Annotated in this window: 17 protein-coding genes; 10 read left to right on the forward strand and 7 right to left on the reverse strand. The window is 67.6% G+C overall.

Annotated features, from left to right (window positions below; genetic code table 11):
* Positions 1 to 81 precede the first annotated feature (81 nt).
* From ileS to ON20_RS08820, 3 genes are all read left to right on the forward strand, one after another.
* Entirely contained in the window at positions 82 to 3,258 is a 3,177-nt protein-coding gene (ileS, locus tag ON20_RS08810; protein WP_040834520.1) for an isoleucine--tRNA ligase, read from the forward strand.
* Between the two features lie 77 nt (positions 3,259 to 3,335).
* Positions 3,336 to 4,295, forward strand: a complete 960-nt coding sequence (locus ON20_RS08815; RefSeq protein WP_157228760.1) for a hypothetical protein — start codon at positions 3,336 to 3,338, stop codon at positions 4,293 to 4,295.
* Positions 4,296 to 4,633: 338 nt separating this feature from the next.
* A complete protein-coding gene (locus tag ON20_RS08820) occupies positions 4,634 to 5,170 on the forward strand; it encodes an NlpC/P60 family protein (RefSeq protein ID WP_040834524.1) in 537 nt (178 codons plus the stop codon).
* Positions 5,171 to 5,192: 22 nt separating this feature from the next.
* Here ON20_RS08820 and ON20_RS08825 read toward each other — a convergent pair whose 3' ends face one another.
* Positions 5,193 to 6,068: a UTP--glucose-1-phosphate uridylyltransferase gene (locus ON20_RS08825; protein ID WP_040834526.1), complete on the reverse strand. Its 876-nt coding sequence runs from the start codon at positions 6,066 to 6,068 to the stop codon at positions 5,193 to 5,195.
* Positions 6,069 to 6,569: 501 nt separating this feature from the next.
* On the opposite strand from ON20_RS08825, the gene ON20_RS08835 reads away from it, so the two are divergent.
* The 4 genes from ON20_RS08835 (at position 6,570) to ON20_RS08850 (ending at position 12,037) form a co-directional block, all read left to right on the forward strand.
* Entirely contained in the window at positions 6,570 to 7,913 is a 1,344-nt protein-coding gene (locus ON20_RS08835) for a DNA polymerase IV (protein ID WP_245547142.1), read from the forward strand.
* Positions 7,914 to 8,012: 99 nt separating this feature from the next.
* On the forward strand, positions 8,013 to 8,522 hold the full coding sequence (locus ON20_RS08840; RefSeq protein WP_040834531.1) for a WKL family lipoprotein: 510 nt from the start codon (positions 8,013 to 8,015) through the stop codon (positions 8,520 to 8,522).
* A gap of 132 nt (positions 8,523 to 8,654) precedes the next feature.
* Positions 8,655 to 11,078 (forward strand): HAD-IC family P-type ATPase, encoded by a 2,424-nt coding sequence (locus ON20_RS08845; protein WP_174361872.1) that lies wholly within the window; start codon positions 8,655 to 8,657, stop codon positions 11,076 to 11,078.
* Between the two features lie 140 nt (positions 11,079 to 11,218).
* Positions 11,219 to 12,037 (forward strand): PhzF family phenazine biosynthesis protein, encoded by an 819-nt coding sequence (locus tag ON20_RS08850; RefSeq protein WP_040834533.1) that lies wholly within the window; start codon positions 11,219 to 11,221, stop codon positions 12,035 to 12,037.
* Between the two features lie 18 nt (positions 12,038 to 12,055).
* Here ON20_RS08850 and ON20_RS08855 read toward each other — a convergent pair whose 3' ends face one another.
* From ON20_RS08855 to lspA, 3 genes are read right to left on the reverse strand one after another with little or no spacing between them, the layout of a single operon-like run.
* The gene (locus ON20_RS08855; RefSeq protein WP_051161972.1) at positions 12,056 to 12,736 is read right to left on the reverse strand and encodes a hypothetical protein; all 681 of its coding nucleotides are present in this window, start codon (positions 12,734 to 12,736) and stop codon (positions 12,056 to 12,058) included.
* Positions 12,729 to 13,655, reverse strand: a complete 927-nt coding sequence (locus tag ON20_RS08860) for an RluA family pseudouridine synthase (protein WP_040834534.1) — start codon at positions 13,653 to 13,655, stop codon at positions 12,729 to 12,731. The genes ON20_RS08855 and ON20_RS08860 overlap by 8 nt, the downstream gene beginning before the upstream one ends.
* Positions 13,652 to 14,368 (reverse strand): signal peptidase II, encoded by a 717-nt coding sequence (gene lspA, locus ON20_RS08865; protein WP_083864764.1) that lies wholly within the window; start codon positions 14,366 to 14,368, stop codon positions 13,652 to 13,654. The genes ON20_RS08860 and lspA overlap by 4 nt, the downstream gene beginning before the upstream one ends.
* Positions 14,369 to 14,533: 165 nt before the next feature.
* On the opposite strand from lspA, the gene ON20_RS08870 reads away from it, so the two are divergent.
* The gene (locus ON20_RS08870) at positions 14,534 to 15,424 is read left to right on the forward strand and encodes a hypothetical protein (protein ID WP_438803398.1); all 891 of its coding nucleotides are present in this window, start codon (positions 14,534 to 14,536) and stop codon (positions 15,422 to 15,424) included.
* A 123-nt stretch (positions 15,425 to 15,547) separates the two neighbouring features.
* Positions 15,548 to 16,015: a VOC family protein gene (locus ON20_RS08875; protein WP_040834535.1), complete on the forward strand. Its 468-nt coding sequence runs from the start codon at positions 15,548 to 15,550 to the stop codon at positions 16,013 to 16,015.
* Between the two features lie 294 nt (positions 16,016 to 16,309).
* Here the strand turns inward: ON20_RS08875 and ON20_RS08880 are convergent, their stop codons facing one another.
* Positions 16,310 to 16,774, reverse strand: coding sequence for a hypothetical protein (locus ON20_RS08880; RefSeq protein WP_040834703.1), 465 nt, complete (start codon positions 16,772 to 16,774; stop codon positions 16,310 to 16,312).
* 232 nt (positions 16,775 to 17,006) lie between these two features.
* On the opposite strand from ON20_RS08880, the gene dnaE reads away from it, so the two are divergent.
* Positions 17,007 to 20,558, forward strand: a complete 3,552-nt coding sequence (dnaE, locus tag ON20_RS08885) for a DNA polymerase III subunit alpha (protein ID WP_040834536.1) — start codon at positions 17,007 to 17,009, stop codon at positions 20,556 to 20,558.
* A gap of 125 nt (positions 20,559 to 20,683) precedes the next feature.
* Here dnaE and ON20_RS08890 read toward each other — a convergent pair whose 3' ends face one another.
* A complete protein-coding gene (locus ON20_RS08890; protein WP_040834537.1) occupies positions 20,684 to 20,950 on the reverse strand; it encodes a hypothetical protein in 267 nt (88 codons plus the stop codon).
* Positions 20,951 to 20,983: 33 nt separating this feature from the next.
* Complete coding sequence (locus tag ON20_RS08895) at positions 20,984 to 21,403, reverse strand: Hsp20/alpha crystallin family protein (RefSeq protein ID WP_040834539.1); 420 nt, start codon at positions 21,401 to 21,403, stop codon at positions 20,984 to 20,986.
* Between the last annotated feature and the right edge of the window lie 91 nt (positions 21,404 to 21,494).

Below are 21,494 nucleotides of genomic sequence, written 5' to 3' on the forward strand. Positions count from 1 at the left end.
CGGCGCACCGGGCGTCGGTGATCGTCCCCGTGCCGCATTCAACCGCGCTCGCAGCGCTCGGCACGAGGAGACCTATCCGCGATGGCGGACGAGACTTCCAGAAGCAACGCATACCCCCGCGTCGATCTCGATGGCGGTTCCGGTGCGTCCTTCCCTGAGCTGGAACGGGCCGTACTCGACGCCTGGGTGGCCGACGACACCTTCCGCGCCAGTATCGAGAACCGGTCCGGTGCGGGTGATGCGGTGGACGGGGGCACCCCGTCCGGGGCGGAGGGGGAGTTCGTGTTCTACGACGGGCCCCCGTTTGCCAACGGTCTGCCGCATTATGGCCATTTGCTCACCGGATACGTCAAGGATGTCATCCCACGCTTTCAGACGATGCGCGGTAAGCGTGTCGATCGACGTTTCGGTTGGGACTGTCACGGGCTCCCCGCCGAAATCGAAGCCGAAAAACAGCTGGGTATCACGGACAAATCACAGATCGATTCGATGGGGCTCGCGGAATTCAATGCCGCGTGCAAAACATCGGTGCTTCGCTACACCGGCGAATGGCGCGAATATGTCACCCGCCAGGCCCGCTGGGTGGACTTCGACAACGACTACAAGACGCTCGATCTCGACTTCATGGAGTCGGTCATGTGGGCGTTCAGGTCGCTCTACGACAAGGGGCTGATCTATCAGGGCTTCCGGGTACTGCCCTACAGCTGGTACGAGCAGACGCCGCTGTCGAACCAGGAGACCCGGCTCGACGACGCCTACAAGATGCGCCAGGACCCGGCGGTCACCGTGGATATGCCGCTGCGGGTGCGCGCCGACCACCCACTCCACGATCTGGACGGTGCCAACGCCCTGATCTGGACCACCACTCCGTGGACGCTGCCGTCCAACCTGGCCGTCGCGGTTCATCCCGAGGTGCGGTACGCACACGTGCGCGGGGCCGACGGCAAGCGGTATGTGCTGGCCGCCGAGCGGGCGGGTCATTATGCCCGCGAACTCGGCGAGCAGCCGGAGGTGCTCGGTGAGTTCGACGGCGCCGCGCTGGTGGACCTGAGCTACACCCCGCCGTTCGACTTCTTCCTCGGACATCCGAACGCGCACCGGGTGTTGGCCGCCGACTATGTCACCACCGAATCCGGTACCGGCATTGTGCATATGGCGCCGGCCTTCGGTGAGGAGGACATGGACGTCTGCCAGGCCAACGGGATCGAGTTGGTGCAGCCGCTCGATCCGGGCGGCCGGTTCACCTCCGTGGTGCCCCCCTACGAGGGGCTGATGGTCTTCGACGCCAATCCGGTGATCATCAAAGACCTCAAGGCCGCGGGCAAACTGTTGCGGCACGAGACCATCGAACACTCCTATCCGCACAGCTGGCGGTCCGGACAGCCGCTCATCTACATGGCGGTGCCGTCCTGGTTCGTCGCGGTCACCGAGTTCCGTGAGCGGATGGTGGAACTGAACAAGCAGATCAACTGGGTGCCCGAACACATCCGCGACGGCCAGTTCGGCAAATGGCTGGAAGGTGCGCGGGACTGGAACATCAGCCGCAACCGATACTGGGGCAGCCCGATCCCCGTGTGGGTGTCCGACGACCCGGCCTATCCGCGGATCGATGTCTACGGCTCACTGGACGAGCTGGAACGCGATTTCGGAGTCCGACCCACCGATCTGCACCGGCCCATGATCGACGAACTCACCCGGCCCAACCCGGACGATCCCACCGGGCGCTCGACCATGCGCCGAGTGCCGGAGGTACTGGACTGCTGGTTCGAATCCGGGTCCATGCCGTTCGCCCAGGTGCACTACCCGTTCGAGAACAAGGACTGGTTCGATTCGCACTTCCCGGGCGATTTCATCGTCGAGTACAACGGGCAGACCCGCGGCTGGTTCTACACCCTGCACGTGTTGGCCACCGCCCTGTTCGACAGCCCGGCGTTCGAGAACGTGGTCGCGCACGGCATCGTGCTCGGCGACGACGGGCTGAAGATGAGCAAGTCCAAGCGCAACTACCCGGATGTGTTCGAGGTCTTCGACCGGGACGGCTCCGACGCCATGCGCTGGTTCCTGATGAGCTCGCCCATCCTGCGGGGCGGCAACCTCATCGTCACTGAGCGCGGTATCCGCGAAGGGATGAGCCATGCGCTGCGCCCGCTGTGGAACACTTGGACCTTCCTGCAGCTCTACGCCTCGAAACCGGGGCAGTGGCGCACGGACTCGCCGCATGTGCTCGACCGCTACATCCTGGCCAAGTTGGCGCAGACGCGGGATGTCATCACCGCGGCGCTCCAGACCTACGATATCGCCGGCGCCTGTGAGGAACTGCGTGCCTTCGCCGACGCGCTGACCAATTGGTACGTGCGCCGCTCGCGGACACGGTTCTGGGCCGAGGATCGGGACGCCGTCGATACCCTGCACACCGTGCTGGAGGTGGCCGCTCGGCTGGCCGCGCCGCTGCTGCCGCTGGTCACGGAGGTCATCTGGCGCGGGTTGACCGGAGAGCGCTCGGTTCATCTGGCGGACTGGCCCGGCGAGAACGATCTGCCCCACGATGCCGAGCTGGTCGAGGCCATGGACGAGGTCCGTACCGTGTGCTCGACGGTGCTGAGCCTGCGCAAGGCACAGCAGCTGCGGGTGCGGCTGCCGTTGGCGGAGGTCACCATCGCCGCACCGGACGCCGAACGGCTGCGTCCCTACACCGACATCATCGCCGACGAGGTGAATGTCAAGCAGGTCGATCTGACCCCCGATGTGGCCGCCCACGGCCGGTTCGAGCTGGTGGTGAACGCCCGCGCGGCCGGCCCGCGCCTCGGCAAGGATGTGCAGCGGGTGATCAAGGCCGTCAAGGCGGGCGAATGGTCCGCCCACGCCGACGGAGTGGTGAGCGCGGCCGGGATCGAACTGCTGCCCGAGGAATACACCCGGCGGTTGGTGGCGGCCGAACCCGAGTCCACCGCGGCGCTGCCCGGCAACACCGGCCTGGTGGTGCTGAACTCGGTGGTCACCGAGGATCTGGAGGCCGAGGGCTGGGCGCGCGATGTGATCCGCGATCTGCAGGAGACGCGCAAGTCGATCGGCCTGGACGTCTCGGACCGGATCCGGGTGGTGCTGTCCGTTCCCGAGGATCGGCGCGCCTGGGCCGAAACACACCGTGAGCTGATCGCCGGGGAGGTCTTGGCCGTCGAGCTGGAATTCGGTGACGCGGGAGAGGGTTCGGCGCAGATCACCGGCGGTGCGCGCGCCCGGATCACCCGGGCGGGCTGAGCTGTGGCCGACCGTCCGGCCACGGCGTGGGCTGTGGCCGGGCTGTCGTGCGGCGGTGTCAACTAGGGTGAGGTCCCATGGTTTCGGATGATCCCCGTGAATGGTGGAAGTCGGCGCCGGAGGGGAAGGGGAGGGAGTCCTCGTCGGGACAATGGCAGCAGGCCCAGGGCGCACCCCCGACGGTGCATTGGGGCGAGAACGCGGGGCGGGTGTCGCAGCCGGGCATAACGGGTCCGGGGCAGCCCGATCCATACGGCCCGGCGCCCACCGGTCCGTACGAAGCGCCGCCGCTGGGATCGACCGGGGGGTGGGGCGGACCGCCCACCCGGAACAACCACGGCCCCCTGATCGCGGTTCTGGTGGTCGTGGTGGTGTTGGCCCTGGCCGGTGTCGTGGGGTTGGTGGTGCTGCGCGGTTCGGATTCGGGGAAGAACACCGCGACCGCCGATACGACGACCGCCACGACCTCGACGAGCCGGTCCGCCACTCGTACCACCTCGGCGGCGCCGACGAGTGCCCTGGCCGAGGGCGAGCCGCAGTTGCGCACCGTGCCGCCGGTGGCGGTACTCGGTCCCACCTGGCTCGAGAGCGACAAGACCTACACCATGGCGTTCAAGGGGTGGCCCTTCGCCTTTCGGACCGCGGGCAGCTGGGGATGTATGAAGGGATCGATCGAGGAGATACCCGACGCGCAGGCCTGGAGGTGTATCGACGAATCCGATTCGAACGCCGACCAGCGCGTCGACATCATCCTGCGGAAGTGCCCCACCACCTGTGATCCGGACACACAGCGCAGGTACAACGCGGACTGGCTGAAGGAGAAGGCCGGCCAGGCCACCCGGTTCGACGACCGCACCTTCTATATCGAGGAGCAGTCCAACGAACGTGGACGTTACAGCGTGGATCTCAGCCGCTATTTCGCCGACCCGGCCGGGGGTGCGTTGGTCTGGCAGGTCGGTGTGTACGCGGAATCGCCGCCGCAGACCAAGGATGTCGCCCTGAAGGCGCTCAACGATATCGCCACCCAGACGCAGTGAACCGAGTTCACGAGTGAAGTGCGGGGCGTTCAAACGTCGCCTCGCATTTTTGTGACGTAGATGATATCCCGGCGGATTATCGAAATCTCGGGGTTCGCCCGGATCACGCGGGACAATCATTCCCGCCGCCGCCCCTGCCGAACGTGCCGGTGGCGCGACAGGCGCCGACGGCGGTGATCGTTGCGGTCTGTTCTACCTGTAATGCGCTGTGCCGAGGGCTGGTACGCCTCGACACGCGTCGCTGTGGTCTGCGGTCCCTCTCGTCGACGAGTGGGTGCCGCCTCTCTGCGGGGCCCGTCGTACGGCGGCCCGCCTCCAGACGACAGAAGGGTGGGCATGTGATCGGAATCCGGCTACGCCGAGGTGCTCTCGGAATCGCCATCGCCGCCTGCGCCGCAGGCGTTCTCGCACCGACCGTGGGAGCCGATACCGGCAGCGGGACCGGGTCGGGCTCCAGTGGTTCGGGCAGCGCCGGGAGCTCCGGCAGCTCCGGCAGCTCCAGTGGGTCGGCCGCGCTGCCGATTTCGAGCCCCAACGGGCTGGGCGCGCTCACCGCGGCCCTGACCCAGCTCGGCAAGCCGTATGAATGGGGCGGGATGGGCCCATACGCGTGGGACTGTTCGGGTTTGGTGCAGTGGGCATTCCGGCAGGTCGGTGTGCGTCTGCCGAGAACCACCTGGGAACAGGCCGAGGTGGGTGCCGCGGTGCCGCTGCACGCGCTGTCCCCCGGGGATGTGGTCATCCTGAACTCGGACGCCTCACACGTCGGGATCTACGCCGGATACGGGCAGGTGTTCAACGCCTACGGCCGTGGAGTGCCGGTAGGTTTCACCCCGCTGAACCAGTTCGTCATCAAGACCATCCGCCGCTTCTGAGCGGGCCGCGGCGACCCGGCCGTCAGTCGACGAGCTGGCGCAGCAGCGGCCCGTAGTCCGGATGCGCCAGCGCGGAGGCGAACTGTGCCACCAGGTAATCGGCCGGGTTGCCGGTGTCGTACCAGCGGCCCTGGATGACCTGGCCGTATACGGCATGGTCGGCGGCGTAGGCGTTGATGGCGTCGGTCAGATACACCTCGCCGGTGTGGTGGGTGTACCAGCGCTCGGTCTGCGCCCGCAGTTCCTCGATTATGCCGGGCGTGACCACATAGCCGCCGATGGCCGCATAGGCCGAGGGCGCGTCCTCCGGCTTCGGCTTCTCCATGATGCCGGAGATGCGCAACAGTCCGTCGTCGAGGTCCTCGCGCACCTTCGGGACGCCGTAGCGCTGGGATTCCTTGGGGTCCATCGGCATCAGCGCCAGCACGGGGCAGCCGGTGGCCTCGTAGGCGCGGATGAGCTGCTGGGCGCGGGGGGTCTCGGCGACGAACACATCGTCGGGCCACAACACCAGCATCGGCTCGTCACCGAGGGCGCGGGCGGCGTTCAGTACCGGCGTGCCGTTGCCGTAGGGACCGTGCTGGTCCAGGTAGGTGATATGCCCGAGCCGGGACAGTTCACCGACCTCTTCCACCGCGTCCGCGTAGGCGGTCTTCCCGTCCGCGCGCAACTGGGCGACCAGCGTCGGATTGGGGCGGAAATGGTCCTGGATCAGCGATTTTCCACCGCTGACGACAATAGTGATATCAGTGATCCCGGACGCCACCAGTTCACGTACGGTGTGCTCGATCACCGGCTTGTCGCCGACCGGCAGCATTTCCTTCGGGATCGCCTTGGTCAGTGGCAGCAGGCGAGAGCCGATACCGGCGGCTGGGATAACGGCCTTGCGGATCATCATCCTCCGATCATCACATATCGCCCGACTCGGGAAGTCCGGCCCGGGTCGGGCGCGGCGGTTGACACTCCGTTCTCGCGCCGGTGGATGCGCGGATCGGATCCGGCCGGGTCACGGTGCCCTGTTTCGAGAACCGGACATCGAACTCCGGGTCATCGACCGGAGTCGGATCCGGTGTCGGCGGGTCGGTGCGCGCGGCGGGCACGGTCGGGTTCCGTATCGCCGACGGCGGACACGGAGCCGGTCGGACATGTCGGAGGGCGGGCGTAGATTGGCGCCGATCGCCGTGGTGGGCCCTTCGGAGGAGGTAGGTGTGGGACGCGACTCTCGCCGGCCCGGCCGCGGGGCCGCTCGTGCCGTTGTTCCCGGGCGCCGGGGAAGTGTCCGGGAAGCAGCGCGGAGCCCGTCGTGACGAGTGCGCGTCCCCCGGCGTCGGCGGGGGACGCGGCTCGTGTCGGGAGCTCGGACGGCGAGACGTCCCGGCGATGGGTGCTGCACATCGATATGGACGCATTCTTCGCCTCCTGTGAGCAGTTGACCCGCCCGACGCTGCGGGGCCGGCCGGTGCTGGTCGGTGGGACGGGGGCTCGGGGCGTGGTCGCGGGGGCCAGCTACGAGGCACGGGTGTTCGGGGCGCGGTCGGCCATGCCGATGCATCAGGCGCGGCGACTGGTCGGCGTGGCGGCGGTGGTGGTGCCGCCGCGGGGCGCGCTGTACTCCACGCTCAGCGGGCGGGTCTTCGATACGCTGCGCGCCCGGATACCGGTCCTGGAGACGCTGTCGTTCGACGAGGCGTTCGGCGAGCCCGCGGAATTGGCGGGAGCGAGCGTGGCCGAGGTGCGGCGGTTCTGCGCCGGACTGCGCGCCGCCGTGCGGGAACGCACCGGACTGGTGGCCTCGGTGGGTGTGGGCAGCGGAAAACAACTCGCCAAGATCGCCTCCGGCCTGGCCAAACCCGACGGGGTCCGGGTGATCGCGCCGAGCGAACAGCGGGAACTGTTGGCCGCGCTGCCGGTGCGCAAACTCTGGGGCATCGGACCGGTGGCCGAGAGCCGGCTGCGCTCGCTCGGGATCGAGACGGTGGGCGCGTTCGCGGCGCTGCCCGAGATGGAGGCGGTGTCCATCCTGGGCGGCAGTATCGGTGCCACCCTGCACCGACTGGCCCGCGGGATCGATGACCGGCCGGTCGCCGAACGCGCCGAGGCCAAGCAGATCAGCGCCGAAACCACCTACGAACACGACATCGTCTCCATGCAGCGGCTGCGCCCGGCGATCGCGGAGATGGCCGCCGCCGCGCACCGTCGGCTCGTCCGCGATGGGCGGGCCGCCCGGACGGTGGTGCTCAAGCTGAAACGCTCCGATATGAGCATCGTGACCCGCTCCACTACCCTGCCGTACGCCACCGAGGACCTCGCGGCACTCACCGCCGCCGCCCAGCGGTCCGCCGTCGACCCGCTCGAACTGGGCCCCATCCGGTTGGTCGGCGTCGGATACGCCGGACTGTCGACGGTGCGACAGGAATCGCTGTTCCCGATTTTCGAGGAGGAGCGCACCGAGATCACGGAAAGCATCGGCAGCGGGGGAACCGACGGCGAATACGGGACGGTCGCGGACGATCCCGGCGGGCAGGCCCCCGCCCGATCGCCGGGACCGACCGCCGGGCCCGGCTGGCGGGCGGGGATGGATGTCCGGCACGAGGAGTTCGGACATGGGTGGGTGCAGGGTGCAGGGTACGGGGTGGTGACCGTCCGGTTCGAGACCCGCTCGACAGGTCCCGGTCCGGCGCGTACGTTCGCTGCCGATGACACCAAGCTGGCCCCGGCGGATCCGCTCGACAGCCTGTGTTGACGGTTCGGCGGGTAGTTTGGTGATCCGTGCAGCGTCGCCGGTTCCGGTGGGGCTGCCATCAGTGCACGACACCGAACCCCGAACGCAAAGGACGAGCAGTTGAAGCTTCGCAAAACCGGACGTATCGCGATCGCCGGCCTGGCCGCCGTGGCCGCGCTGACCTTGAGCGCGTGTGGTAGCGATGACTCGAACTCGGACACCAAGGCCGACAAGTCCACCACGCAGCAGGAAACCACCGGGGCCGCCATGGCCGACCTGCCGCCGGTCCCCACGGCCGCGGATCTGAATACTCAGCTGCAGCGCGCGCTCGATCCGAACGTGCCCAACGAAGAGAAGTTGGGGATGGTGCAGGGCGCCGAGGCCGACCCGAACCTGCCGGCCACCCTGGCGCAGGCCTACCAGAACTCCGGCGCCACCATCGAGGTCACCGAGGTGAGCTCCTTCGGTGACACCCTCAACGCCAAGGCCAAGTTCAAGCTGGGCGATCAGGAGAACATGGTCGACGTGCCGTTCGTCGCCGAGAACGGCGAATGGAAGGTCGAGAAGACCTGGGCCTGCAATATGCTCGCCACCGCGCAGCTGCAGTCGCCCGCGTGCCCGGCGGCCTGACCGGTCCACGGAGGAAACCGGCCGGCACCCCGCGGGGGCGCCGGCCGGTTTCCGTCTCCGGAGGACGTGCCCGTCCGAATCGGCGGCCCGATGGGGCGGCGACGCGTGGGGGACTCGCCTAGGCTTGCCGTTATGTCGATAACCGTGCAGGCCGCGGGCGCGCTGGGGCTGAGCGCCGCCGAGGTCGAGCAGCGTCGTCGGGACGGACTCACCAACGATATTCCCGACCGGGCGAGCCGCTCGGTCCGCGATATCGTCCGGGCCAATGTGTTCACTCGGATCAACGCCATCCTGGGTGTGCTGTTCATTCTGGTGATGGCCACCGGCTCGGTGATAGATGGGATGTTCGGGCTGCTCATTGTGGCCAACAGTGCGGTCGGCATCATCCAGGAGGTTCGTGCCAAACGGACCTTGGACACATTGGCCATCGTCGGCCAGGCCAAGCCGACGGTGCGCCGGGACGGGCGCTCGGAGGAGATCGCGCCCAAGGACGTGGTGCTCGACGATCTCATCGAACTCGGGCCCGGCGACCAGATCGTGGTGGACGGCGTCGTCGTCGAAACCGAACTGCTCGAGGTCGACGAGTCGCTGCTCACCGGGGAAGCCGACCCGATGCACAAAGAGGCCGGCACCCAGGTGCTGTCGGGCAGCTATGTGGTCGCCGGATCCGGCGCCTACCGCGCCACCAAGGTAGGGCATGACGCCTATGCCGTGAAACTGGCGGAGGAGGCCAGCAAGTTCACCCTGGTGGACTCCGAACTGCGCAGCGGCATCAATACGATTCTGAAGGTCATCACCTATCTGCTGGTCCCCGCCGGCGCGCTGATCATCTACAACCAGCTGTTCTCCAGCGGCCAGTCGTGGCGTCCCGCGGTCACCGGGATGGTGGCGGCGCTGGTGCCGATGGTGCCGGAGGGACTGGTGCTCATGACGTCGATCGCGTTCGCGGTAGGTGTGATCCGACTCGGCCGGCGGCAGTGCCTGGTGCAAGAGCTGCCCGCCATCGAGGGGCTCGCGCGGGTGGATGTGGTGTGCGCGGACAAAACCGGCACGCTCACCGAGAACGGTATGCGGTTGGCGCAGATCCGTATGCTCGACGGGCACGAGGAATCGGTGGCACGGCAGGCGCTCGCGGCCATGGTGAGCGACGATCCGCGCCCGAACGCCAGCGTGCAGGCCATCGCCGAGGCCCTGCCCGACGGCCCCGGCTGGACCCATACCGCGGTCGCGCCGTTCTCCTCGGCGAAGAAGTGGAGCGGATGCTCCTACGGGGAGCACGGCGACTGGCTGCTCGGCGCTCCCGATGTGCTGCTACCCGCGGGATCGGCCGCCGCCCGCGCCGCCGAGGAACTCGGTTCCGCGGGTCTGCGGGTCCTGTTGCTGGCCCGTGGTGACCGCAGAGTCGACGCCGCCGACGCGCCCGGTGCGGTGACCCCGGTCGCCCTGGTCGTCCTGGAACAGAAGGTGCGGCCCGATGCCCGCGGCACCCTGGACTATTTCGCGAGCCAGGACGTCTCCATCAAGGTGATCTCCGGCGACAACGCCGTCTCGGTCGGCGCGGTGGCGTCCTCACTGGGTCTGCCCGACGGCGACCGTCCGGTAGATGCCCGCGAACTCCCCGAGGACCGGGCCGAACTGGCGAACATATTGGAGAGTCGTACCACTTTCGGCCGGGTGCGTCCCGACCAGAAACGCGCCATGGTCGGCGCCCTGCAGTCCCGCGACCACACCGTGGCCATGACCGGTGACGGCGTGAACGATGTCCTGGCCCTCAAGGACGCCGATATCGGCGTCGCCATGGGTGCGGGCAGCCCGGCCACCCGCGCGGTGGCGCAGATCGTGCTGCTGGACAACAAGTTCGCCACCCTGCCGTATGTGGTGGGTGAGGGGCGTCGGGTGATCGGCAATATCGAGCGGGTCTCGAATCTGTTTCTCACCAAGACCGTGTACTCGGTGCTGCTGGCGTTCCTGGTGGGCGTGGCCGGGGTGGGGTCGCAGATCTTCGACTACGAACCCATCGGCTATCCGTTCCTGCCGCGGCATGTCACCATCGCGGCCTGGTTCACCATCGGTATCCCGGCGTTCATCCTGTCGCTGGCGCCCAACAACGAACGGGCCCGCACCGGGTTCGTGGGCCGGGTCATGCGGTTGGCGATCCCGTCCGGGATGGTGATCGGCACCGCCACCTTCGTGGCGTACCTGATCGCCTACGCCGGCCCCGAGGCGACCGAACAGCAGAAGGTGCAGGCCGGGACGACCGCCCTGATCACCCTGATCATGATCGCGGTGTGGGTGCTGGCGATCGTGGCCCGCCCCTACACCTGGTGGAAGATCCTACTGCTGGCCGCCTCGGTGGCGGCGTACCTGTTCCTGTTCACGGTCCCGTTCACCCGCGACTTCTTCGCCCTGGACCCGTCGAATATCGCCCTCACCACCGCCGCCCTGCTCTGCGGTGCAGTGGGCATAGTCCTCGTCGAAGCGGCCTGGTGGATAAGCGCGACCCTCCGCGGCGAGGAACACAAACTGATCCCTGCCGCCCCCGGACAGTCCACCTGAACCTCCGCCGGCACCTCACCACAATGGTCGAGACCCGCCAGGGCCGCAACCCCGCGCCGCCGAAGGCGGCGCAATCGAACACCGCAATTTCAATTGCCTTGTGAGGAGCGTGTATTCGCCTCTGGAGTACCTTCGGTGCCATGGAGGTTCTGCTGCATCAGATCGACGCGTTCACCGACGCACCGTTCTCGGGTAACCCGGCGGCGGTCATGCCGCTGCCCGCCTGGCTGCCCGATGCGCTGTTACAGCATCTGGCCGAGGAGAACAACCTTGCCGAGACCGCCTTCTACACCACCGAGCTGCCGCCCGAGGCCGGTGCGCCGCCGGGGGAGTGGCCGGCGTTCCACCTGCGCTGGTTCACCCCGGTGACGGAGGTCGAGATGTGTGGTCATGCCACTCTCGCCGCGGCCGCGCAGATCCTCACCGATATCCATCCCGGTCACGACCGGGTGAGTTTCCACACCCGCAGCGGGTGGTTACGGGTGGACCGTACCGATGACGACGAATACGTGCTCGATCTGCCCGTGGTGCCGTCCACCGCGGTGGAGCCGGACCCGAAGCTGGTCGCCGCCCTGGGGGTGCGACCGGTGCGCGCTTATACCGGGCAGGACGTGGTGATCGTGCTCGCCGAGGAACAACAGGTGCGGCAGCTGCGTCCGGAGCCGGCCTCGTTTCCGCCGGTTCCGCGCGGAGTGGTTGTCACCGCGCCGGGCGTCGATGTCGATTTCGTCTCCCGGTTCTTCGCGCCCGGGGTGGGTGTGCCCGAGGATCCGGTCACCGGTTCGGCGCATGCCCAGTTGGCTCCGCTGTGGAGCGCCGAACTCGGCCGCACCGAACTCACCGCCCGTCAACTGTCCCGCCGCGGGGGTGCGTTGCGTGTCGAGCTGGCAGGGGACCGGGTGCTGCTCGCCGGGCGGTGCCGGCGCTATCTCGACGGTGTGGTGACGCTGGACGACTGAGCGGCGTCGGCGCGGCGATCAGCGTTCCGGAACCGGGCCGTCGTCGGGCATGGGACCGACGATATCGGTCTCGGTGGGAAACAGCGGCACGACCGCGAACCGGCCCGCCACGGCATCGGCGGGCAGGGCCTGCACCGCCCGGATCCCGGGATCGTCGGCCAGTTCCCGCAGCCGGTTCAGCGGTGCGCGGACGATCAGGCCGACGGCGCAGGCGCGGTTTTCACGCAGCCGGGTGATCGATACGTCGAGTACCCGGGTTGTGCGTTCGTCCCGGTCCGCGCCGCGCTGCCGGCGGTCGAGCAGTTCCGAGGCCGCGTCCTCGCCGGAACGCAGCAGCGCCCGCTCGTTCGCGGGAACCTGCACGGCCACCAGGGGAGTCGCCACGCGGTCGATCGGCACGTGGTAGACCACCTGTCCGACGCGTAGCCCGCGGGTGGCGTCCGGCAGCGCCGTCGTCGGGCGGTGTTCGGCGAACGAGACCAGCGCCCAGTGTTCGGTGTCGTCGGCGCCTTGGAGCGAATCCCGGGCCCGGGCGAGGTAGTCGACGACCGGCTCGCCCTGGTCGGGACCGAGCCGGTCGGTGAACACGCCTTCCGAGCGGGGCGGGTTCAGCACGCCGAGCAATACGATCAGCACGGGCAGCGCGCCGGCGGTGATTCCCATACCGATGCGGCGCAGGCGGACCCGGCGGTCAGGCATCGCGCAGAACGCCCAGAGCGCGGGTCAGGTCGGCCGGGTACTCGCTGGTGATCTCGATATACCGGCCGTCGGCCGGATGCTGGAACCCCAGCGATCGTGCGTGCAGCCATTGCCGTTGTAGGCCGAGACGTTCGGCCAGCCGCGGGTCGGCACCGTAGGTGAGATCACCGCAGCAGGGGTGGCGGATGGCGGAGAAATGGACCCGGATCTGATGGGTGCGACCGGTTTCCAGGTGGATATCGAGCAGGCTGGCCGCCGGGAACGCCTCGATCGTGTCGTAGTGGGTGACACTGGGGCGTCCGTCGGCGGTCACCGCGAACTTCCATTCGGTGCCGCGGGCCCGGCCGATGGGGGCGTCGATGGTACCGCTGCTCGGGTCCGGATGTCCCTGCACCAGCGCGTGGTAGCGCTTGTCCACGGTGCGCTGTTTGAAGGCTCGTTTGAGCACGGTGTAGGCGTGTTCGGACTGGGCGACCACCATCACGCCGGAGGTGCCGACGTCCAGCCGGTGCACGATGCCCTGCCGTTCGTGCGCCCCCGAAGTGGAGATCCGGTAGCCGGCCGCGGCGAGACCTCCCACCACTGTCGGGCCGCTCCAGCCGATACCGGTATGCGCGGCGACACCCACCGGTTTGTCCACCGCGACGATATCGTCGTCGGCGTAGAGGATTTTCATCCCTTCCACCGGTTCGGCCTCGATGGTGAGTTCGCGGCGCGGTTCGGGGAACACCACTTCCAACCAGGCACCCGCGGTGAGCCGGTCCGATTTGCCCGCGGCGACGCCGTCGAGCTGGACCGACCCCTCCTCGGCCAAGGTGGCCACCGCGGTGCGCGACAGCCCGAGCAGGCGGGAAAGGCCCGCGTCCACCCGCATTCCGTCCAGCCCGTCGGGTACGGGCATGGTTCTGGTCTCTCTCACGCGGCACTCTCCTTGCCGGTGTTGGACGCGGTCGGACCCTCGGAATCGTTGTCGGTCCGGTCGTTGTCGGTCTTGCCGGTTCTGTCGCCATCGGCGGGACGGTCCGGGCCGGCTCCGGTCTCGGTGGCGTCGTCGCGACCGTGGCGGGTGCCGTCGGGCTCGAAGCCGAAGACGGTCAGCACCACGAGCAGTATCGCTCCGCAGACGATCGCCGAATCGGCCACGTTGAACACCGGCCACCAGCCCACCGAGACGAAATCCACCACATGTCCCTGTAGCGGTCCCGGTGAGCGGAACAGGCGGTCCACCAGATTCCCCAGCGCACCGCCGAGGACCATGCCCAGACCGATGGCCCACCACAGTGAGCGCAGGGTACGCCCGATACGCAGCACCCCGATCACCACGGCCGAGGCCACCAGGGTGAGCAGCCAGGTCATGCCGGTGGCCATGGAGAAGGCGGCGCCCGGATTGCGCACCAGCCGCAACTGCACGACATCGCCGATGATCGAGACCGGCTCGCCCGGGGTGAGCTGCTGCACGGCGAGGGCCTTGGTGAGCAGGTCCAGTGCGAACAGCACCGTCGCGGTCAGGAGTAGCCGCCGTAGCAGCCGCGGCGGCTCGCGCAGAGCCCGCACCGACCGGTTCTCGGTCCGGTCGGGCTGCTCGGAGGGGTTGTGCTCGGGCGGCGGCCGGTCGTCACTCACGTCGCTCATCTTCCCTCGAGGCCGCGCGCGGGCGATTCCGTGGTCGCCGATCGGGCCCGCTGCGCCGGGCACGGATGTCCCAGCCGTTACTCAGGAAGCGGTCGTACCCTGTTGCTCGTGACGGTGTTGTCTTCCCTACCCACCCCCCGGATCGCCCGTTCCGGGGTGCTGCTCATGGTGCTCGCGCTCGGACTTTCGGCATTCGGTGTCGGCTGCAGTGAACAAGGGGAGTCGCGGGCGGATGTCGACGGCACCGACCCGCTCGGTATCGGCAACGAGGTGACAGTGCCCATTGCGGCCGCGGTTGCCACCGTGGTGGACCCCGGGGCCGAACCCCGGACGCTGCTGCGGCCCGGATGTCCCGAGGGCACCGCCCAACAGGTGACGTTGCGTACCGATCACAGCATCCGACAGCAGATCGACGATCAGCCGGTGCGGGATTTCTCCACGCCCGCGCTGACCATTCCGATGACCGCCCGCGCCGGGGCGGGCGGAGTCGAACTCACCCTGGGGTCGGTCACCACGCCCGATCCGGTCCTGGCGGAGGCGCTGATCGACGTCGACGGTTCGCACGCCGGTTTCCAGCTGAGCGAACTCGGCGCCATCACCGCGCTGCGGCTGGCGCCCGCGCCGGACACCTCCAATACGGCCCGCGCGGCCCTGGAGCAGGCCTTCTACCAGACGGTGTACCGGTCGATCATGTTCCCGGACTCTCCGGTGGGTGTCGGCGCCGTGTGGACGGTGCGGCAGGAGGTGGGCGGCGGTGTCGCGCTCGACCAGGTGACCACGGCGACTCTGATCGAGCGGGCGGGTGACCGGCTCACCATCCAGTTGGATGTCACCCAGACCCCGAAATCGGATATCTGGGATCTGCCGGCCTCGGCGGGCACCTTGGACATCGATGACTATGTCATGCAGGGCACCGGCAATATCACCGTCGACCTCGGCCTGCCGATGCCGGTCGCCGGGGCGATCACACTGGGCGGGCATCAGTTCTATCGGGACCCGCGCACCGAAACCAGGTTGCGCCAGGTCGTCGAAACCGGGGTGAGCTGGGGCGAATAACGGACGGCGACGGGATGAGGATCCCGGACACGCCGCATCGTTACCGTCGATCGACGGACATCCACGGGTGGCGGGCATAGGCTCGGCCTGTCCGACAATCGATGTGAGACCTGGAGGTCTGCGATGTCCGATGTCTCCCCTGTCCCCGAGGGCTATCCGTCCATATCCCCCGGACTTGCGGTCGACGGCGCCGCCGAGGCGGTCGAGTTCTACAAGAACGTTTTCGGTGCCACCGAGCGGATGCGCATGCCGGGCCCGGACGGCACCTTGATGCATTGTGAGCTGGTGGTCGGCAATTCCGTGTTGATGCTCGGGGACCCGGCCCCGGATATCGGTTTCCGCGATCCGAAGTCGGTGGGCGGTACACCGGTCAACCTGTATGTCTATGTGCCCGACGCCGATACCGCCTTCGAGGCGGCCATCGCCGCCGGAGCCACTCAGATCACCGCCCCGGAGACCCAGTTCTACGGTGACCGCACCGGTTCGTTCATCGATCCGTGGGGGCATCAGTGGACTGTCGCCACCCATGTCGAGGACATCGAGCCGGAGGAGATGCAGCGGCGGATGGACCAGATGTCGGGCGCTTCCTGAGCTCCGGCGACCGAAGAACCGGACCCGATCCCCCTCACAGACCGGGTCCGGTCTCCAGCCGCATTATCGCCTTCGTCACCCGCTTCCGGTTCCGCGCCCGCCGGGTCTTCGAACGTTCGGAGTTCGCCGCTCGCCCGGCCGGGGCCGGTCATCGTCCCGCGTTCCTCGCGGCAACCGCCATTGCCGCGAGGAACCTTCTCCAGGGACGATGACCGACCCGGGTCGGCGAGAGCCGACGCCGATTCCGCCGGACCTACCGGTGCACGGTGGTGGATTCGGTGCGGTCCCGGCGGGTCAGGGCCGGTACTCGCTCACCGTGAACTCGACGGTGCCGGGTTCGGGGATATGTGCCGCGCCGACGGTGACGGTCGCGGAGAAGCGACCGACCCCGGGACTGAACAGCGCCGACCGCCCGTCGTTCATCCAGTAGCCGGGCCCGGTCGGGGTCCGGGTGACCGTACCGGTCTGCCCGGTGTCCAGGTTGCGCCAGGTCAGGGTGACCGGCAGAGTGCAGTCGCCGGCCCCGAACATGATCGACGAGACCGTGAATGCCGCGTGTTCGGGGTAGGCGTCGCCGGTGACCGAGGGCTCCACCTGGGCGACGCAGATGCCGTAGGCGAGCGAGTACACGGTGCCGAACGAACCGCCGGAGACGGCCGCGGCCGGGGCCGCGGTGGCGGTGAGGGTCGCAGTGGTCAGGGCCGCGACAGCGAGTACGGACGTCGTTGATGCGGCTGACGCGAGCTTCTGTGATGCCATCGGACTCCTCGCGGGTCGATCGTAGGATGTCTGCGACGCGTGCGGGGCCGACCCTACCAGTGCGACACCGTCATTCGAATCGGTTCGGCGGGACTCGGCGATCTTGCCGGCGCGAGTCCCGCACCGACACGCCGAGGCGTATCCGATATGCCACACCCCGGGGGATTCGGTCGGTGGACACGCATAGACTCGCTACACCAACCCCCGCGAGCCCTTGGGAGGAAGGACCGTCTTGGCCGCTCCGTCCGGATCGTTCGTTCACCTGCACAACCACACCGAGTATTCGATGCTCGACGGTGCGGCCAAAATCTCGCCGTTGTTCGCCGAGGCGAAGCGGCTGGGCATGACCGCGGTCGGGATGACCGACCACGGCAATATGTACGGGGCCGCCGAGTTCTACAACTCCGCCAAGAAACACGACATCAAGCCGATCATAGGCATCGAGGCGTACATCGCACCCGAGTCGCGGTTCAACACCAAACGCGTCCAATGGGGCGATCCGAGCCAGAAGAGCGACGACGTCTCCGGCTCCGGCGCCTACACCCATATGACGATGGTCGCCGAGAACGCGACCGGCCTCCGGAACCTGTTCACACTGTCCTCGCTCGCCTCCATCGAGGGCCAGCTCGGCAAGTGGGCGCGCATGGACGACGAGATCATCGCCCACCACGCCGAGGGCATCATCGCCACCACCGGCTGTCCGTCGGGGGAGGTGCAGACCCGGCTGCGGCTCGGCCACGAACGTGAGGCCCTGGAGGCCGCGGCCAAGTGGCAGGAGATCTTCGGGAAGGACAATTTCTTCCTCGAGGTGATGGACCACGGGCTGTCCATCGAACGGCGGGTGCGCGAGGGGCTGCTCGAGATCGGCCGCAAACTCGGTATCCGACCGCTGGCCACCAACGACTGCCACTACGTCACCAAGGACCAGGCGGGCAACCACGAGGCGCTGCTGTGCGTGCAGACCGGTAAAACCCTGTCCGACCCGACGCGCTTCAAATTCGACGGCGACGGCTACTACCTGAAGTCCGCCGAGGAGATGCGCGCCCTCTGGGAGGCCGAGGTCCCCGGCGCCTGCGACAACACCCTCTGGATCGGCGAGCGGGTGCAGTCCTACGCGGAGGTGTGGGAGCACCGGGACCGGATGCCGGTCTTCCCGGTGCCCGAAGGCGAGACCCAGGCCAGCTGGCTGCGTCGGGAGGTCAAGCGCGGGCTGGAGCGGCGGTTCCCGAACGGGGTGCCGCAGGAGTATCTGTCGCGCGCCGACTACGAGCTCGACGTGATCATCGAAATGGGCTTCCCCGCCTACTTCCTCGTGGTCGGCGACCTCATCGGCCACGCGCGCGAGGTCGGTATCCGGGTCGGTCCCGGCCGTGGTTCGGCGGCCGGTTCGCTGGTCGCCTACGCCATGGGTATCACCAATATCGACCCGATTCCGCACGGTCTGCTGTTCGAGCGGTTCCTCAACCCCGAGCGCGTGTCGATGCCCGATATCGATATCGACTTCGACGATCGCCGCCGCGGTGAGATGGTCCGCTATGCCACCGAGCGGTGGGGCAGTGACCGGGTCGCGCAGGTGATCACCTTCGGCACCATCAAGACCAAGGCCGCCATCAAGGACTCCGCGCGCGTCCAGTTCGGCCAGCCCGGTTTCGCCATCGCCGACCAGATCTCCAAGGCGCTGCCGCCGCCGATCATGGCCAAGGACATTCCGCTGTCCGGGATCATGGACCCCGAGCACGAGCGGTACAAGGAGGCCACCGAGGTCCGCGAGCTCATCAACAGCAACCCGGACGTCGCGAAGATCTACGAAACCGCCCGGGGCCTCGAGGGCCTGATCCGCAACGCCGGTGTGCACGCCTGCGCGGTGATCATGTCCTCCGAACCGCTCATGGACGCGATCCCGCTGTGGAAGCGAGCGCAGGACGGCGCCATCATCACCGGCTGGGACTATCCGTCGTGTGAGGCCATCGGCCTGCTGAAGATGGACTTCCTGGGCCTGCGCAACCTCACCGTCATCGGTGACGCCCTGGACAACATCAAGGCCAACCGCGGTATCGACCTGGATATGGACAACCTGCCGCTGGACGATCCGCCCACCTATGAGTTGCTGTCGCGCGGTGACACCCTCGGCGTGTTCCAGCTCGATGGCAGTGCCATGCGGGACCTGCTGCGCCGTATGCAGCCCACCGGCTTCGAGGACATCGTCGCCGTGCTCGCGCTGTACCGTCCGGGCCCGATGGGCATGAACGCGCACAACGACTACGCCGACCGCAAGAACGGCCGGCAAGAGGTCAAACCCATCCATCCGGAGCTCGAGGAACCGCTGCGCGACATCCTGGCCGATACCTACGGGTTGATCGTGTACCAGGAGCAGATCATGCAGATCGCGCAGAAGGTGGCCGGGTACTCGCTCGGTCGAGCCGATATTCTGCGCCGCGCCATGGGCAAGAAGAAGGCCGAGGTACTGGAGGCCGAGTTCGAGGGCTTCGAAGCGGGCATGCTGGCCAACGGCTTCTCCAAAACGGCCATCAAGGCACTGTGGGATACCATCCTCCCGTTCGCCGGTTACGCGTTCAATAAATCGCATGCGGCGGGCTACGGTCTGGTGTCGTTCTGGACCGCCTATCTCAAGGCCAACTACCCGGCCGAGTACATGGCCGGTCTGCTCACCTCCGTCGGCGACGACAAGGACAAGGCCGCGGTCTACCTCTCGGACTGTCGCCATCTCGGAATCACCGTGCTGCCACCGGATGTCAACGAATCCGAACAGAACTTCGCCTCGGTGGGCGCCGATATCCGTTTCGGGCTGGGCGCGGTGCGCAATGTGGGGACGAATGTCGTCTCCTCGATTATCGCCGCCCGCAGGGAGAAGTCGAAGTTCGCCGACTTCTCCGACTATCTGAACAAGATCGACGCCATCGCCTGCACCAAGAAGGTCACCGAATCCCTCATCAAGGCAGGTGCGTTCGACTCTCTCGGTCATCCCCGTAAGGGTCTGATGATGGTGCACTCCGATGCCATCGATGCGGTGATGTCCACCAAGAAGGCCGAGGCCATAGGCCAGTTCGACCTGTTCGGCGGGATGGACGACGGCGACGATTCGGTGGCGTCGGTGTTCAGCGTGAAGGTTCCCGACGAGGAATGGGAGACCAAACACCGCCTCGCGCTGGAACGGGAGATGCTGGGCCTGTATGTTTCCGGGCACCCCCTCAACGGCATCGAACATGTGCTGGCGGCCCAGGCCGACACCCAGATCCCCGCCATTCTGGAAGGCGATGTCAAGGACGGCACCCAGGTGACCGTCGGCGGCATCCTGGCATCGGTGAACCGACGTATCAACAAGAACGGTCTGGCCTGGGCCTCGGCCCAGTTGGAGGATCTCAGCGGTGGTATCGAGGTGCTGTTCTTCCCGCAGTCCTATTCGGTATACGGGATGGACGTCGTCGAGGACGCGGTGGTGCTGGTGCGCGGGCGGGTCTCGGTGCGCGACGACCGGGTCTCGTTGATCGCCAACGATCTCGCGGTACCGGACCTGTCCACGATCGGTGTGGCGAAACCCCTGTCGGTGACCATCTCCACCCGGATGTGCACACCGGAGAAGATCCGCGAGCTCAAACGGGTGCTCATCCGGCATCCCGGAACGTCCGATGTGCACGTGCGCCATATCGGGGCCCGGGACAAGGCGACCGTGCTCAAGCTCTCCGACAGTCTTCGGGTTTCGCCGTCCTCGGCGCTGATGGGTGATCTCAAGGCCCTTCTCGGCCCGAACTGCCTGGCGAGCTAGCCGGGCATGAAAAGGGGCGGGACGCGGAGGGTCCGCGCCCGCCCCGGAGCAGAAGAGTGATCGATCGATGGAAAACGGGCATCACCTCGCTTTCGGTCGATACCGAGTGTGGATCGGACACGCCGTCACTGCGGCGGAGGTCCACGCTGGGTCGCGCGCGGACCGGGTGTTGGTCGGCCACACAGCCATCGCACCGGTTTCCGGGGTGCGGTATCGGTGCGGGGCGGTATCAGCCGTGCCGGAGCCTGCCGACGGGGGCGAAGCGGCGCCCGGGTCGGCGCTTCGGCTGCGACCATGATCGCGTCGACCTCGGCGAACAGCAGTTCGAGATCGGGGTCGAGCGTCGGCACACCCGGTTCGGGTGCGTCCGGTCGGATATTCGCGCCGATCACGGCCCACCTCCGGACAAGGTCGAGCTCGACGGCTCAGACGTCGATGGCCTGCTGCCGGTTCGTGCGGGCGATCTCGATCTTGCGTGGCTTGGCCTTCTCCGCCACCGGGATCACCAGTCGCAGCACGCCATCGGCGTAGTCGGCGCTGATCCGGTCGGTGTCGAGATTCTCACCGAGGAACAACTGCCGGCTGAACACGCCGCGCGGCCGCTCGGCCGCGAGCATCTCCCGGTTCGAGTCCAATTCCGGCCGGGATGCCCGCACCGTCACCACATTGCGTTCGATGTCCAGGTCCAGGGATTCGGGATCGACACCGGGAAGGTCGAGTTCGACGACGAACTCTTCGCCCTGCCGCCAGGCGTCCATGGGCATCGCCGCCGGTCGCGCCGCGGTGCCGAACACCTGCTGGGTCAAACGGTCCAGATCGCGGAACGGGTCGGTGCGCATCAGCATTGTGGCCACCTCCAACTCACTCCAATCTCAACTCGTACTGGGCAGATTATCTATGTAATCTGGCATAGATTTTTTATAGCACTCATCTGGC

The sequence above is a fragment of the Nocardia brevicatena NBRC 12119 genome, assembly GCF_000308495.1.
GTDB classification, from domain to species: Bacteria; Actinomycetota; Actinomycetes; order Mycobacteriales; family Mycobacteriaceae; genus Nocardia; species Nocardia brevicatena.